This window comes from Burkholderia sp. MSMB1826, assembly GCF_001526325.1.
Taxonomy (GTDB): domain Bacteria; phylum Pseudomonadota; class Gammaproteobacteria; order Burkholderiales; family Burkholderiaceae; genus Burkholderia.
Genome location: NZ_LOYN01000022.1, coordinates 315,573 through 330,155 on the forward strand (window position 1 = coordinate 315,573; position 14,583 = coordinate 330,155).

12 protein-coding genes and 1 other RNA gene are annotated in these 14,583 nt (G+C 67.8%); 9 read left to right on the plus strand and 4 right to left on the minus strand.

From position 1 onward, the window contains the following. Window positions 1-384 precede the first annotated feature (384 nt). The 4 genes from ompA to ssrA all read left to right on the plus strand — a co-directional run bounded on the left by ompA (window position 385) and on the right by ssrA (window position 3,018). Window positions 385-1,053, plus strand: a complete 669-nt coding sequence (ompA, locus tag WS95_RS13705; protein ID WP_006400736.1) for an outer membrane protein OmpA — start codon at window positions 385-387, stop codon at window positions 1,051-1,053. Window positions 1,054-1,205: 152 nt separating this feature from the next. Further along, window positions 1,206-1,904 (plus strand): bifunctional 2-polyprenyl-6-hydroxyphenol methylase/3-demethylubiquinol 3-O-methyltransferase UbiG, encoded by a 699-nt coding sequence (ubiG, locus tag WS95_RS13710; RefSeq protein WP_059501696.1) that lies wholly within the window; start codon window positions 1,206-1,208, stop codon window positions 1,902-1,904. Between the two features lie 13 nt (window positions 1,905-1,917). After that, entirely contained in the window at window positions 1,918-2,631 is a 714-nt protein-coding gene (gene gph / locus WS95_RS13715) for a phosphoglycolate phosphatase (protein WP_034206712.1), read from the plus strand. A 17-nt stretch (window positions 2,632-2,648) separates the two neighbouring features. Next, window positions 2,649-3,018: a transfer-messenger RNA gene (gene ssrA / locus WS95_RS13720) on the plus strand. A 275-nt stretch (window positions 3,019-3,293) separates the two neighbouring features. On the opposite strand, the gene WS95_RS13725 is transcribed toward ssrA, so the two are convergent. The 3 genes from WS95_RS13725 to WS95_RS13735 form a co-directional block, all read right to left on the minus strand. After that, on the minus strand, window positions 3,294-3,647 hold the full coding sequence (locus WS95_RS13725; protein WP_059824248.1) for a DUF4148 domain-containing protein: 354 nt from the start codon (window positions 3,645-3,647) through the stop codon (window positions 3,294-3,296). A gap of 356 nt (window positions 3,648-4,003) precedes the next feature. Next, window positions 4,004-4,273, minus strand: coding sequence for a hypothetical protein (locus WS95_RS13730; RefSeq protein WP_034206710.1), 270 nt, complete (start codon window positions 4,271-4,273; stop codon window positions 4,004-4,006). Between the two features lie 101 nt (window positions 4,274-4,374). Then, window positions 4,375-5,481: a substrate-binding domain-containing protein gene (locus WS95_RS13735; RefSeq protein ID WP_059824250.1), complete on the minus strand. Its 1,107-nt coding sequence runs from the start codon at window positions 5,479-5,481 to the stop codon at window positions 4,375-4,377. Window positions 5,482-5,611: 130 nt separating this feature from the next. Here WS95_RS13735 and WS95_RS13740 point away from each other — a divergent pair, with 130 nt between their 5' ends. From WS95_RS13740 to WS95_RS13755, 4 genes are read left to right on the plus strand one after another with little or no spacing between them, the layout of a single operon-like run. Then, window positions 5,612-6,112, plus strand: coding sequence for an NAD(P)H-dependent oxidoreductase subunit E (locus tag WS95_RS13740; RefSeq protein ID WP_034206708.1), 501 nt, complete (start codon window positions 5,612-5,614; stop codon window positions 6,110-6,112). Beyond that, window positions 6,109-7,686 carry a formate dehydrogenase beta subunit gene (locus tag WS95_RS13745; RefSeq protein ID WP_059824252.1) on the plus strand — a complete coding sequence of 526 codons (1,578 nt, stop codon included), beginning with the start codon at window positions 6,109-6,111 and terminating at the stop codon, window positions 7,684-7,686. Before WS95_RS13740 ends, WS95_RS13745 begins: the two co-directional genes overlap by 4 nt. A 17-nt stretch (window positions 7,687-7,703) precedes the next feature. After that, entirely contained in the window at window positions 7,704-10,655 is a 2,952-nt protein-coding gene (fdhF, locus tag WS95_RS13750; RefSeq protein WP_059824254.1) for a formate dehydrogenase subunit alpha, read from the plus strand. 7 nt (window positions 10,656-10,662) lie between these two features. Then, complete coding sequence (locus WS95_RS13755) at window positions 10,663-10,914, plus strand: formate dehydrogenase subunit delta (RefSeq protein WP_034206705.1); 252 nt, start codon at window positions 10,663-10,665, stop codon at window positions 10,912-10,914. 8 nt (window positions 10,915-10,922) lie between these two features. On the opposite strand, the gene WS95_RS13760 is transcribed toward WS95_RS13755, so the two are convergent. Next, on the minus strand, window positions 10,923-12,569 hold the full coding sequence (locus tag WS95_RS13760) for an FAD-dependent monooxygenase (protein ID WP_059824256.1): 1,647 nt from the start codon (window positions 12,567-12,569) through the stop codon (window positions 10,923-10,925). 130 nt (window positions 12,570-12,699) lie between these two features. On the opposite strand from WS95_RS13760, the gene WS95_RS13765 reads away from it, so the two are divergent. Next, a complete protein-coding gene (locus WS95_RS13765) occupies window positions 12,700-14,535 on the plus strand; it encodes a tetratricopeptide repeat protein (RefSeq protein WP_441294159.1) in 1,836 nt (611 codons plus the stop codon). The last annotated feature ends 48 nt before the right edge of the window (window positions 14,536-14,583 follow it).

Below are 14,583 nucleotides of genomic sequence, written 5' to 3' on the forward strand. Positions count from 1 at the left end.
CGATCGGCCGACATCGCGCGCGACGCTCGAGACGCCGCACGTGGTCGCATCCGCCGTGTTTCACGCGCGCGAGTAAACGACGGCATGCATTCGTGCGATTTCCCGGCCACGCTCTTGACAATCTCTAAAAGTTACGGCAGGCCGGTGTTGCGCATGCACCACAAAGTTGAAGCGATCTTGGGGTGGGGAGGATTTTTTTTCGTAGGAAGGGAACGATATGGCAAAATGCCAACGCACTGAAAGTTAGACGCTGCTCGAAGTCTACACAGAGCGGTGCCGCGTTTTTTGTGCCGCACCAATGTTATACTTCGAGCAATGTATGACTTGTCACCGTCAACAGGCTCGCAGTAAACCTGCGGTAATCTCAATTTCGAGAGGAGAAATATGAATAAACTTTCAAAGCTCGCGTTCATTGCAGCTACCGCAGTTATGGCTGCATCCGCTTCGGCACAGTCGGTGCCGGCGTCGCGTCAAGCCGTCAATGACAACTGGGTGAACGGCACGGGCGAATGGGTGTGGATGAACGGCACGAACGAGCTCTGCTGGCGCGATGCGTTCTGGACGCCGGCCACCGCCAACGCGAAGTGCGACGGCGCACTGGTCGCCCAGGCACCGCAGCCGCCGGTCGCTCCGGTCGCTCCGGCCATCACGAGCCAGAAGATCACGTATCAAGCTGACGCACTGTTCGACTTCGACAAGGCAACGCTCAAGCCGCTGGGCAAGCAGAAGCTGGACGAACTGGCATCGAAGATCCAGGGCATGAACACGGAAGTGGTCGTCGCAACGGGCTACACGGACCGCATCGGTTCGGACAAGTACAACGACCGTCTGTCGCTGCGCCGTGCGCAAGCCGTGAAGTCGTACCTGGTCAGCAAGGGTGTGCCGGCCAACAAGATCTACACGGAAGGCAAGGGCAAGCGCAACCCGGTCACGACCGGCTGCAACCAGAAGAACCGCAAGCAACTCATCGCCTGCCTCGCACCGGACCGCCGCGTGGAAGTCGAAGTGGTCGGTACGCAAGAAGTGCAGAAGACGACCGTTCCGGCGCAGTAAGCCGCGGTTTTCGACTGCTTCAAAGCCCCGCTCCGGCGGGGCTTTTTCATTGACGCCCGTCCAGACGCTCGCTGGCCTCGTCGTCCGCCCGCTTATATACTCGGGGCTGACGCACCGAAGCATCGCCCTCCTCTCGTAGCCCGTTTGCCGACATGACCAACGCCGATCCGCACGAACTCCAGAAATTCAGCGACCTCGCTCACCGATGGTGGGATCCAAATGCCGAATTCAAGCCGTTGCACGACCTGAACCCGGTGCGGCTCGGCTGGATCGACGCGCATGCGCATCTGGCCGGCAAGCGCGCGCTCGACATTGGCTGCGGCGGCGGCATCCTGTCCGAATCGATGGCCGGGCTCGGCGCCCAGGTGAAAGGCATCGACCTGTCGACCGAAGCGCTCGGCGTTGCCGACCTGCACAGCCTCGAAAGCGGCATTTCGGTCGATTACGAGGCGATCGCAGCCGAAGCGATCGCCGCGCGCGAACCGGGCACCTACGACGTCGTCACGTGCATGGAGATGCTCGAGCACGTGCCGTCACCCGGCGATATCGTGGCCGCGTGCGCGACGCTCGTGAAACCGGGCGGCTGGGTGTTCTTCTCGACGCTGAACCGCAATCTGAAGTCTTACCTGTTCGCGGTGATCGGCGCGGAATACATCGCACAAATGCTGCCGAAGGGCACGCACGATTACGCGCGCTTCATCCGCCCGTCGGAACTGGCCGGCTTCGTGCGCGCGACGGATCTGCACATCGTCGAGATCAAGGGCATCACGTATCACCCGATCGGCAAGCGCTTCGCGCTGTCGAACGACACCGACATCAACTACCTCGTCGCATGCCGACGCGGCGCATGATCTTTTGACCGGCATGACGACTCCCCTTTCGACCGCGCGGATCGCAGACGAACCGCGCCTGCTGCACTGCGATGCAGTCCTGTTCGATCTGGACGGCACGCTCGCCGACACGGCGCCCGATCTCGCGGCAGCCGTCAACAAGATGCAACGCGAGCGCGGCCTGCCCGAAACGTCGCTCGACGTGCTGCGGCCGCTGGCCTCGGCCGGCGCGCGCGGCCTGCTCGGCGGCGCGTTCGGCATCGATCCGCACACGCCCGGCTACGAAGCGATGCGCGACGAGTTCCTCGCCAACTACGCGGCCGATCTCTGCGTGCATACGACGCTATTCCCCGGCATCGGCGACGTGCTCGACGAACTCGATGCGCGCGGCGTGCGCTGGGGCATCGTCACGAACAAGGCGATGCGACTCACGGCACCGCTCGTCGAGCTGCTCGGTCTCGCGCCGCGCGCCGCGTGCGTCGTCGGGGGCGACACAACGCCGCACTCGAAGCCGCATCCGGCCCCGTTGCTGCATGCGGCCGACCAGTTGGCGCTCGCGCCTGCGCGCATCGTCTACGTCGGCGACGACCTGCGCGACATTCAGGCTGGCAGCGCCGCCGGCATGGCCACCGTGGCAGCCGCGTACGGCTATTGCGGCGACGGCGTCGCACCGGTCGACTGGCAGGCCCGGCACCTCGTCGACACGACGCAGGAACTGCGGGACCTGCTGCGCGATGTTGGGCTATAATGTTCGATCTTATCCGCGGGGGCGACCTGGTTTCGACAGGGGTTGTGAAGCGGCTAGGGCATGTCGAGGACCCGTCACCTCGTTAATCAATGGGAAAATCGTAACTGCAAACGACGATACGTTCGCACTGGCAGCCTAAGGGCCGCCGTCCTCTGCCTAGTTCACTGACGGGCTAGTGTCGCAAGACCGGTAGCAATACCGCCAGAGGTCATTTACGTCAGTTAAGCCCTGTCGGCGTCGCGACGCCAGGGTCGAAAACCTAGCGAATCGCCGTAGTGCAGCGTGTTCGTCCGCGTCGCTACGGTTAAATCAAAAGACTGGACTAAACATGTAGAACTAGTCGTGGAGCGCTTCTGGACGCGGGTTCGATTCCCGCCGCCTCCACCAAATTCCGCGCTCGTCGCACGAACCCCGCATGACGCAAGTCTGCGGGGTGTTTTGTTGCCGGCGAAACGCACGTCCGACACCTTCCGAAAAAGCGCCCAGCCCCCGATGGGCCGGGCGGAATGCCGCCGATGTCCGGCGGCAGGAGGTGACGGATGTTCTGCCGCGCGTGCCCCATCATCGGCTGCGCCGGGCGATGACCGGCCCGATGATCCGGCGTCGGGCGCGACGCCGCGCCGGTACCCGCCCGTAACCACCCCTACCGGGCGATACACGGCTTAGCTGCCGCGATACAGCGACTTCATTTCTTCCGCGCTGGCCGGGCGCACACCCATTGCGCGCGAACCCGACGCCGATGCGCCCTGTGCCTGCGCACCGTAGCCGCTGGCGTCGGCGCCCCGAGCTTGTGCGAGCGCACTGCGCTGCTGCTCCGCGATACGGGCCGTGGCGGCCTGGATCGCTTCCGGATAGTGCGGATCTTCGCCGCGGGCTGAGTTGTAACCAGCCTGCTGGAGTTGAACCAGTTCGGCGCGCACCTGCGCTCGGGTGATCGTCGAACCCGACTGGGCGAACGAAACGACCGGGGCAACGAGAGCAGCAGCAACGACAACGGCTTGAACGAGCGACTTCATGATGACCTACCTCCAGATTTGTCTGATTCGGCGGTGAACACCTGATCAGCGCCGACAAACCGAAGTTTATGTAGGTGGATGCTTAAGAATAAGGCAGGTTTCAGGAAGACATCCTTCCTGATTTACGGGTTAACCCTAGACTCCCGTCGCGACCGCAATGCGGGCGAATGGCCATTTCGTCCGCCCCGCATTGCATGAAGGACCGCAAAAGCGCGAGCCCCGCGAAGCGGCAGGCTTCGCGGGGCTCGAATGGAAGAGCGGAATCGGGCGGAACCTCTGCCGCCGTCTGTCGGTCGAGCGAACTGCTGCACAGAAGACAGGCGCGCCCGCTCGGGCGCAGACACGCCGGCTGCTCGTTACCGGGTATCCATCGGGCACTTCAGGTTGCAGCCGTTCGGGTCGCCCAGGTCACCCTTGCGGCGCAATGCCGACTTCTTGCCGGTCTGGTATTTCTGCGACGGCGCCGACGCGGCGAACGGCATCTGCGGATGCTCGTTCAGGCGGAACTGATCGCTCAGGATGCCGCCGGGCACCCCCGGGGAATTCTGCGCGAACGCAAACGGCGAAGCGACGACCAGCAGCCCCGCGGTCAACGCTGCCGCGGCAAGGGGAACGGAAAATTTCATGGCGGGATGACGCCTGAACGGCGTGCTTGTTGGAACGTTGATCAAGCGGCAAGCGTAGCGCAATTCCCCCACTGCTGCAGCGCGGCTCGATCGCGTCTTCGTTACCGGGCATTGCCGTCCGGGCCGCTCGCGTCGTCGCGGCCGGCCAGCCCGGTCGCGATGCGCTCCAGCGCGCCGCACGCGGCCGGATCGTAGCCGTCCAGATGCGCGACGCGCTCGACGAAGCGTGCGTCACGCAGCAGTGCCAGCACATCGGCGAGCGGCCGCCCATCGAGCCGTGCGCGTTCGCATGCGAAGTAATAGTCCTCGTCGACGACCGGGATGAAGTCGAGCCCGAAATGACGGGCGGCCGGCTCGACGCCGAACCCGAGATCGGCCATTCCGCTCGCGACGAACGCCGCGATCGCAGAATGCGTGAGTTCGGCCGACGCATAGCCGTCGATGCGCTCCGGATCGATGCCGATCGCGCGCAACGCGAGATCCAGCAACATGCGCGTGCCCGATCCCGGCTGGCGGTTGACGAAGCGGATGTCGTCGCGTGCCAGATCCGCGAGCCCGCGCACCTGCTTCGGGTTGCCGCGCGGGACGAATAGTCCTTGCTGTCGGCGCGTCAGATGGATCAGCACGTGGCGCGTGTCGTCGAGCCAGGGCCGGTAGATTTGCGCGCACTGCGCGCGAAACGCGCCGCGCGGCAAATGGAAGCCCGCGAGATCGCATTCGCCGCGCGCGAGCGCCTGCACGGCCTCGACGCTTTCGCGATATTTGATGTCGACGGCCGCCTGCGCCTCGACGAGCGCGGAAACGAGCGTCGCGACCGCGTAACCGTGCGAAGCATGAATGCGCACGGCGCCGTCGCGCTGCGCGAGCCGCCGGTTCAGGTCGCTGGCCACCTCGGCCGCCAGCGTGCGCAGGTTCCCGTCGAGGCGGCTGCGCGCCAGACGCTGCGCATCGACGACCGCCTGCCCGAGCACCGACAACGTCGAACCCTTGCCGCGCGCGGTTTCGATCAATTCCCCGCCGATGCACGATTCCAGCGCGCGCAGCATGCCCCACGCGTGCCGGTACGACAGCCCCTTGGCTTGCGCGGCCTGCGCGATGCTGCCCGTATCGGCCACGAGCTCCAGCAACGGCGCGACGTCGGACAGACTGGCCGAACGGCCTTCCGTGTCGCGTACGGTCAGATACGCGTCGCATTCGATCCGAATCAATTATGCACTCCGATTTCCTATTGCGACCGCGAAATCTTCCGCTTATCGTTGGTCAAAATCAATCAGAACGAAGTCCCGCTGCGCTATATATGAATTGCGAGCGCATATGAGACTTTGGAGGAGCATAACGATGTCCCCGAATTCCCCTGCGCCCGACGCGCTCGTCGAGCGCCATGCGCGCGCCGGCCGTTCGCTCGTCGCGATCCTGCACGCGATCCAGGACGACGCGGGCTACGTGCCGCCGGGCTGCGTCGCGCCGCTCGCCAAGGCGCTGAACCTGTCGCGCGCGGAAGTACACGGCGTCCTGACCTACTACCACCACTTCCGCACCACGCCGCCCGCCCGCGTGACGATCCAGATGTGCCGCGCCGAAGCGTGCCGCAGCATGGGCTGCGAAACGCTCGCCGCCCATGCGGAAGCCCGCACCGGCTGCCGGTTCGATGCCGCGCACGGCGATGCCGCCGCAGCGCACACGCGTGACGACGTCGCGCTCGAATCGGTCTACTGCCTCGGGCTGTGCGCGCAATCGCCGTCGATGACGATCAACGGGGTGCTCCACGCAAAGGTCACGCCGGAGAAGTTCGACGCGCTGCTGGCCGACGCGGTCGCCCGCACGCCGGAGGCCGCATGACGACCCGCATCTACGTTCCGCGCGATTCGTCCGCGCTGGCACTCGGCGCCGACGCGCTCGCCGCCGCGATCGTGGCCGAAGCCGAACGGCGCGGCGTCGCGATCGAGGTGATCCGCAACGGTTCGCGCGGGCTGCTGTGGCTCGAACCGCTCGTCGAAGTCGGGACGGCCGCGGGCCGCGTCGGCTATGCGAACCTGTCGTCCGCCGACGTGCCGGCCCTGTTCGACGCCGACTGGCTCGACGGCGGCACGCATCCGAGCAGTGTCGGCCTCGTCGACGCGCTGCCCTATCTGGCGCGCCAGCAGCGGCTCACGTTCGCGCGCATCGGCCTGACCGATCCGCTGTCGATCGACGATTACCTGCAACACGACGGCCTCGCCGGCCTGAAGAACGCACTGGCGCTCGGCGGCGACGCCGCATGCGACACGCTGATCGAGTCGGGGCTGCGCGGCCGCGGCGGCGCGGCGTTCCCGGCCGGCATCAAGTGGCGGACCGTGCGGCAAGCACGCGCCACGCAGAAATACATCGTCTGCAACGCGGACGAAGGCGATTCGGGCACGTTCTCCGACCGCCTGCTGATGGAATGCGATCCGTACTGCCTGATCGAAGGGATGATCATCGCGGGCATCGCCACCGGCGCGACGGTCGGCTACATCTACGTGCGCAGCGAATACCCGCACGCGATCGCCACGCTCGAAGCCGCGATCGTCCGCGCGCGCGAAGCCGGCTGGCTCGGCGAACACGTGCTCGGCTCCGCGCACGCGTTCGAGCTGCACGTCGCGAAAGGCGCGGGCTCGTACGTATGCGGCGAGGAAACGGCGCTGCTCGAATCGCTCGAGGGCAAGCGCGGCGTCGTGCGCGCGAAGCCGCCGCTGCCCGCGCTCGCGGGCCTGTTCGGCCAGCCGACCGTGATCAACAACGTGATCACGCTTGCGTCGGCGCCGGTGATCTTCGCGCGCGGCGCCGCGTTCTATCGCGACTACGGGATGGGCCGCTCGCGCGGCACGCTGCCGTTCCAGCTGGCAGGCAACATCCGTCACGGCGGCCTCGTCGAGCTCGCCTTCGGCGTCACGCTGCGCGAACTGCTGTTCGACTTCGGCGGCGGCACGGCCAGCGGCCGGCCGGCACGCGCCGCACAGGTCGGCGGCCCGCTCGGCACCTACTTGCCCGACCACCAGTGGGACGTGCCGCTCGACTACGAGGCGTACACGGCGATCGGCGCGGTGGTCGGCCACGGCGGCATCGTGCTGCACGACGACACGTCGAATCTCGCCGAACTGGCCGAATACGCGATGAAGTTCTGCGCGATCGAATCGTGCGGCAAGTGCACGCCGTGCCGGATCGGCTCGACGCGCGGCGTCGAGACGATCGCGCGGATTCGCGACGGCGATACGTCGGAGCGGCAGGTCACGCTGTTGCGCGACCTGTGCGACACGATGCTCGCCGGCTCGCTGTGCGCGATGGGCGGCATGACGCCGTACCCGGTGCTGTCCGCGCTCGACCATTTCCCCGAAGATTTCGGGCTCGCTGCCGGCAAGGATGCCGCGTCGGGCCCGGTCAAGGCTGCGGCCTGACCCAGAAGGAGCCCTGCATGTCCCTCGACACGAACAACGTCCGCCAAGGCGGCTGCGGCTCGGGCCAATGCGCGTGCAAGAGCGCCGCACAGGCGCGCGCCCGCGATCCGTTGGACGATACCGACTACGGCACGCCGCAACGGCATGCCGACACCGACGTCACGCTCGAAATCGATGGCCAGCCGGTCACGGTGCCGGCCGGCACGTCGGTGATGCGCGCGGCGATCGAAGCCGGCATCAACGTCCCGAAGCTCTGCGCGACCGATTCGCTCGAGCCGTTCGGCTCATGCCGGCTGTGCCTCGTCGAGATCGAGGGCCGGCGCGGCTATCCGGCGTCGTGCACGACGCCCGCCGAAGCCGGCATGAAGGTGCGCACGCAATCGGACCGGCTGCAGTCGCTGCGCCGCAACGTGATGGAGCTGTACATTTCCGACCACCCGCTCGACTGCCTCACCTGCCCGGCCAACGGCGACTGCGAGCTGCAGGACATGGCGGGCGTGGTCGGCCTGCGCGAAGTGCGCTACGGCTTCGACGGCGCGAATCACCTGAAGGACACGAAGGACGAATCGAACCCGTACTTCACGTATGACCCGTCGAAATGCATCGTCTGCAATCGCTGCGTGCGCGCGTGCGAGGAAACGCAGGGCACGTTCGCGCTGACGATCGCCGCGCGCGGCTTCGAATCGCGCGTCGCCGCGGGCGAAAGCGAATCGTTCATGGCGTCGGAATGCGTGTCGTGCGGCGCGTGCGTGGCAGCCTGCCCGACGGCCACGCTGCAGGAAAAATCCGTCGTGCAGCTCGGGCAGGCCGAGCACTCGGTGATCACGACCTGCGCGTACTGCGGCGTCGGCTGCTCGTTCAAGGCCGAGATGAAAGGCACGCAGGTCGTGCGCATGACGCCGCACAAGAACGGTCTCGCGAACGAAGGCCACGCATGCGTGAAGGGACGCTTCGCGTGGGGCTATGCGACGCACAAGGACCGCATCACGAAGCCGATGATCCGCGAGAAGATCACCGACCCGTGGCGCGAAGTGAGCTGGGACGAAGCCCTCACCTACGCGGCGACGCAATTCCGCAAGCTGCAGCAGAAGTACGGCCGCGATTCGATCGGCGGCATCACGTCGTCGCGCTGCACGAACGAGGAAACCTATCTCGTGCAGAAGCTCGTGCGCGCCGCATTCGGCAACAACAACGTCGATACCTGCGCACGCGTGTGCCACTCGCCGACCGGCTATGGCCTCAAGGCGACGCTCGGCGAATCGGCCGGCACGCAGACGTTCGCATCGGTCGGCCAGGCCGATGTGATCGTCGTGATGGGCGCGAACCCGACCGACGGCCACCCGGTGTTCGGCTCGCGGCTGAAGCGGCGCGTGCGCGAAGGCGCGAAGCTGATCGTGATCGACCCGCGCCGCATCGACGTGGTCGACGGCCCGCACGTGAAGGCCACGCATCACCTGCAGTTGCGTCCGGGCACCAACGTCGCGATCGTCAATGCACTGGCGCACGTGATCGTCACCGAAGGGCTGGTGGCCGACGCGTTCGTCGCCGAGCGCTGCGAGACGCGCGCGTTCGAGCAATGGCGCGACTTCGTCGCGCAGGCCGACAATTCGCCCGAGGCGACAGCGGACGTGACGGGCGTGCCGGCCGAGCTGGTACGCGCGGCCGCGCGCCTGTACGCAACGGGCGGCAACGCCGCGATCTATTACGGGCTGGGCGTGACCGAACACGCGCAGGGCTCGACGACGGTGATGGGCATCGCGAACCTCGCGATGGCGACCGGCAACGTCGGCCGCGAAGGCGTCGGCGTCAATCCGCTGCGCGGCCAGAACAACGTGCAGGGTTCGTGCGACATGGGCTCGTTCCCGCACGAACTGCCCGGCTACCGCCACATCGGCGACGCAGTCGTGCGCACGCAGTTCGAGCAGGCGTGGGCAGCCACGCTGCAGCCGGAGCCCGGATTGCGCATCCCGAACATGTTCGATGCGGCACTCGACGGCAGCTTCAAGGGGCTTTACTGCCAGGGCGAGGACATCGTCCAGTCGGACCCGAACACGCAGCATGTCGCGGCCGCGCTGTCGGCGATGGAATGCATCGTCGTGCAGGACATCTTCCTGAACGAAACCGCGAAATACGCGCACGTGCTGCTGCCGGGCTCGACGTTCCTCGAGAAGGACGGCACGTTCACGAACGCGGAACGCCGGATCTCGCGCGTGCGCAAGGTGATGCCGCCGCTCGCGGGCTACGCGGACTGGGAAGTCACGCTGCTGCTGTCGCAGGCGCTCGGCTACGACATGCACTACACGCATCCGTCGGAAATCATGGACGAGATCGCACGGCTCACGCCGACCTTCTCGGGCGTGTCGTACGACAAGCTCGACGCGCTCGGCAGCATCCAGTGGCCGTGCAACGAACACGCGCCGGAAGGCACGCCGACCATGCACATCGACACGTTCGTGCGCGGCAAGGGCCGGTTCGTGATCACCAAGTTCATTCCGACGCCGGAGAAGGTCACGCAGCGCTATCCGCTGATCCTGACGACGGGCCGCATCCTGTCGCAATACAACGTCGGCGCGCAGACGCGCCGGACCGAAAACGTGCGGTGGCACGAAGAGGATCGCCTCGAGATCCATCCGCACGACGCGGAGGATCGCGGGATCCGCACCGGCGACTGGGTCGGCATCGAATCGCGCGCGGGGCAGACGGTGCTGCGCGCGCTCGTGACGGAGCGCATGCAGCCGGGCGTCGTGTACACCACGTTCCACTTCCCCGAATCGGGCGCGAACGTGATCACGACGGACAGCTCCGACTGGGCGACGAACTGCCCCGAATACAAGGTGACTGCCGTGCAGGTGATGCCGGTGGCGCAGCCGTCCGACTGGCAGCGCGCGTATGCGCGCTTCAACTCGGAGCAGCTCGACCTGCTCGAGCGCCGCGCCGCCGCACCAGCCGCCGTGACGACGGGCAAGTGAGGCCGCAATGGACAACGACCACCTGATCGACATGGCCAACCAGATCGGCGCGTTCTTCGAATCGATGCCCGATCGCGACGAAGCGCTGACCGGGATCGCCGAGCATATCCGGCGCTTCTGGGAGCCGCGGATGCGACGCGCGTTGCTCGCCGCGCTGGACGATCCGTCGAACGAAGCCGGGCAACGCGCGATGCCGATCGTGCGCGATGCGGTCGCCGCGCATCGCGCGTCGCTCGTCCCTGCCGCGGCACCCGCCTGACCGCCCGGCTACGCGGACACCGACAGGCCCGCGAACCAGCTCTCGCAGTGGCGCAGCAACGCGTTGGCGTCGGTCGCCGTGCGCCCCCGCGCGGCGACATAGCCGTCGGGCCGCAGCAGATAGAACGACGGCCGCGAGCGGCCGTATTCCTGCGCGAGCCCCGCCGTGCCGTCGCCTTCGGCATCGGCGACGCGCCACACACGCACCGCTTCCGGCATGATCCGCGCGAGCCCCTGCACGAGCACCTGCGCATCGGCCGGGATCGGCGGCACTTCGCCAGCGTCGGTATTCACCGGCTCTTCGAGCAGCAACAGCGTGAAACTCGCCGGATCGTGAAGATCGTATAGCCGCGCCGTGCCGGGCGCCCGACCGAGCGGCCCGTCCAGCACGTGCACGAGCGCATCGGGCGCGCGCTCGCCCGCGCGCGGACCGCCGTCGAGCACCCGCTCGAGCGTGAGCGGACTCTTCCGGTACTGCACGCCGAGCTCGCTCACCGTGCGCCTGAGCGCGTCGCGCATCGGCCCGAACGACGCCAGCAGCGGCACGACATGATCGCGCAGCAGCTTCATCGCCCCGCGCTCGGCTTCGACCACCTGGGTGACGAAACCGGTCTGCCGCAACACGTCGCGCTCGATCGGATGGCGCTCCGCGTGATACGTGTCGAGCAACCGCTCGGGCGCGCCTGCGCCGAGGACGCGCGCGAGCTTCCAGCCGAGGTTGAACGCCTCCTGGATGCCGGTGTTCATGCCCTGCGCGCCGGCCGGGCTGTGGACGTGCGCGGCGTCGCCCGCGAAGAACACGCGGCCATGACGCAGCCGGTCGACCATCCGGCTGTGCAGGTGGAAATAGGACGACCACGCGAGATCGCTTGGCGAGATCGACGCGCCGACGCGCGCGCGGATGATCGCGTCGCATTCCGCGAGCGACGGAGCCGGTGCGTCGGGCGACGCACCGCCGCCGGGCGGTCGGTCCGCCACGAGCCGGTAACGGCCGCCTCCCATCGGAAACAGGCCCGCGATGCCTGCGGGCGTCGTGAACAGATGGATCTCCTCGTCCGGCCAGTCGGGTATCGCCGCGAAATCGGCAAGCAGGAAAGTCTGCTCGAACGCATGCCCGGCAAAGCCGAGGCCGAGGAGATGCCTGACCGTGCTGTGCGCGCCGTCGGCGGCAATCAGGTATGACGGGGTGAACGACTCGTCGCGGCCGTCGGCGCGGCGCAGCGTCACGTCGAGCGACGTGCCGCCCGCGTCGCACGCGGTCAGCGTCGTCCCGCGTTCGACGGTCACGCCCATCGTGGCCAGGTGTTCGGCGAGCAGCCGCTCGGTGATGCTCTGGTCGAGCAACATCAGATACGGATAGCGCGTTTGCAGCGGATCGAAATCGAGCCGTGCGATCACGCGGCCGTCGGCATGCAGCTCGGCCGCATGCGCGCGATGGCCGAGCGCGAGAAACGGTTCGACCGCACGATGCTGCTCCAGCAGCTCGAGCGTGCGCGCCTGGATGCCGATCGCACGCGAAAACGGCGCCGGCGCGACGAGACGATCGATGATGCGCACCGGCACGCGGGCCCGCGCGAGGCTCATCGCCGCGGCAAGGCCGGTCGGCCCCGCGCCGACGATCAGCACGGGCGGGATATCGGACAGTGTGTCAGCCATGAGACCCTCGATGACACGCGACTCTGCAAGTCTACGCCGCTCCGCGTCACGGGGCCATATGCCGACCGGCCGATACGCGCCCCCGCCGCGCGGTGTGGGAAAATACGCGCTTTCCGCCAGTTTTCGCGTCATGGATTCCGCATTCGACCGGGCGTACGCCGCGCACCGCGCGGGTCGCCTCGCCGAGGCCGAGCACGGCTATCGCAACGCGCTCGCCTCCAACCCCGCCGACGCCGACGCGCTGCACCTGTTCGGCGTGCTGCGGCACCAGCAGGGCCAGCACGCCGAGGCCGCCGATCTCGTCGGCCGCGCCGTCGCGCTGCGTCCGGACGATGCCGCGCTGCAGCTCAATCTCGGCAACGCGCTGAAAGCGCTCGGCCGGCTCGACGAAGCGATCGACCGCTTTCGCAACGCGCTGACGCTCGCGCCCGAGTTTCCGCTCGCGCACTACAACCTCGGCAACGCCTATGCGGCGGTGCAGCGTCACGACGATGCGATCGACGCCTTCGGCCGCGCGCTGCAGCTCACGCCCGACGACGCATCGATCTACAACAATCTCGGCAACGCGCTGAACGCGCTCGGCCGCCACGACGACGCGCTCGCCGCGTTCGGTCGCGCGCTCGAGCTCCGGCCCGGGCATGCAGGCGCGCACAACAACCTCGGGATGGCACTGAGCGCGATGGGGCGCGCCGACGAGGCGATCGCGCACTTCCAGGCCGCGATCGCCGCGCAGCCGCGGTTCGTCGCCGCGCATTTCAATCTCGGCAACACGCTCGACGCGGTCGGCCGGCATGCCGAGGCGGCGGCGGCCTTCGAAGCCGCGCTCGCGCTGCACCCGCCGTTTCCGCTCGCGCTGTTCGGGCTCGCGAACGCCCTCTGCGCGCAGGCGCGCCACCGCGACGCGCTGCCCTACTACGAACGCGCCGTCGGGCTCGATCCGTCGTTCGGGCTCGCATGGCTGAATCTCGGCAACGCGCATCACGCGCTCGGCGCGCACGAGATGGCGCTGCGCGCGTTCGACCAGGCGCTGCGCGTCGCGCCCGATCTCACGCTCGCGCGGCTGCATCGCGCGGTCACGCTGCTGACGCTGCGCGACTTCACGCGCGGCCTGCCCGCCTACGAAGCACGCCACGAGACGCCCGGCGCGACGTCGCTCGGCGCGCTGCCGCGCTGGCAGGGCGAGCCGATTGCGTCGCGCACGTTGCTGATCCGCGCGGAACAGGGGTTCGGCGACACGCTGCAGTTCGTCCGCTTCGTGCCGCTGGCCCGCGCACGCTGCGCGCGCGTCGTGCTCGAAGTCCAGCCGGAACTCGTCGCGCTACTGACGCCGGCCGCGTCGCGCTGGCGCGTGACGCTCGTCGCGCAAGGCGCCGCGAAGCCGCCTGCCGCGGACGTCGGCTGCACGCTGATGAGCCTGCCGTTCCTGCTCGGGCTTCAGCCGGAAGACATCGTCGGCTCGCGCTATCTCGATGCGCCCGACGGTGCCCGGCGGCGCTTTCGCGGGTCGCTCGGCGGGCAGTCGAAGCGCAAGTTCGGCCTGGCATGGTCGGGGCGCCGGCAGGCGCAGGAAAACCGCTCGATGCCGTTCGACGCACTCGCGCCGTTGCTCGCGCTGCCGGACATCGACTGGATCGTGCTGCAGCCCGCGCTGGACGACGACGAACGGGTGCGCGTCGACGCGCATCCGCGCGTGCATCGCCTCGACGGCCGGCTGAACGACTTTGCCGATACGGCCGCGCTGATCGAGCGGCTCGACGGCGTCGTCACGATCGACACGGCCGTTGCGCACCTCGCGGGCGCGCTCGGCAAGCCGCTGTGGGTCATGCTGCCGTTCGCGCCCGACTGGCGCTGGTTCACCGGAAACGACTGCCCGTGGTATCCGCAGGCCAGGATCGCCCGCCAGCCTGCGCCGGGCGCATGGCTCGACGTGGCGGCCACGGTGGCCGACATGCTGCGCGAGGCATGACCGCCAACGAGAAAGGGAGCGCATGGCGCTCCCTTTTTTCGATGCGAT

What these genes read in the sequence shown, in the direction of transcription:
- WS95_RS13725 (WP_059824248.1), bottom strand. Translation starts at nt 3,647, where the DNA reads ATGAAGTCGCTCGTTCAAGCCGTTGTCGTTGCTGCTGCTCTCGTTGCC.
- WS95_RS13745 (WP_059824252.1), top strand. Translation starts at nt 6,109, where the DNA reads ATGACGACCCGCATCTACGTTCCGCGCGATTCGTCCGCGCTGGCACTC.
- WS95_RS13755 (WP_034206705.1), top strand. Translation starts at nt 10,663, where the DNA reads ATGGACAACGACCACCTGATCGACATGGCCAACCAGATCGGCGCGTTC.
- WS95_RS13765 (WP_441294159.1), top strand. Translation starts at nt 12,700, where the DNA reads ATGGATTCCGCATTCGACCGGGCGTACGCCGCGCACCGCGCGGGTCGC.
- gph (WP_034206712.1), top strand. Translation starts at nt 1,918, where the DNA reads ATGACGACTCCCCTTTCGACCGCGCGGATCGCAGACGAACCGCGCCTG.
- WS95_RS13730 (WP_034206710.1), bottom strand. Translation starts at nt 4,273, where the DNA reads ATGAAATTTTCCGTTCCCCTTGCCGCGGCAGCGTTGACCGCGGGGCTG.
- WS95_RS13740 (WP_034206708.1), top strand. Translation starts at nt 5,612, where the DNA reads ATGTCCCCGAATTCCCCTGCGCCCGACGCGCTCGTCGAGCGCCATGCG.
- ompA (WP_006400736.1), top strand. Translation starts at nt 385, where the DNA reads ATGAATAAACTTTCAAAGCTCGCGTTCATTGCAGCTACCGCAGTTATG.
- ubiG (WP_059501696.1), top strand. Translation starts at nt 1,206, where the DNA reads ATGACCAACGCCGATCCGCACGAACTCCAGAAATTCAGCGACCTCGCT.
- WS95_RS13760 (WP_059824256.1), bottom strand. Translation starts at nt 12,569, where the DNA reads ATGGCTGACACACTGTCCGATATCCCGCCCGTGCTGATCGTCGGCGCG.
- fdhF (WP_059824254.1), top strand. Translation starts at nt 7,704, where the DNA reads ATGTCCCTCGACACGAACAACGTCCGCCAAGGCGGCTGCGGCTCGGGC.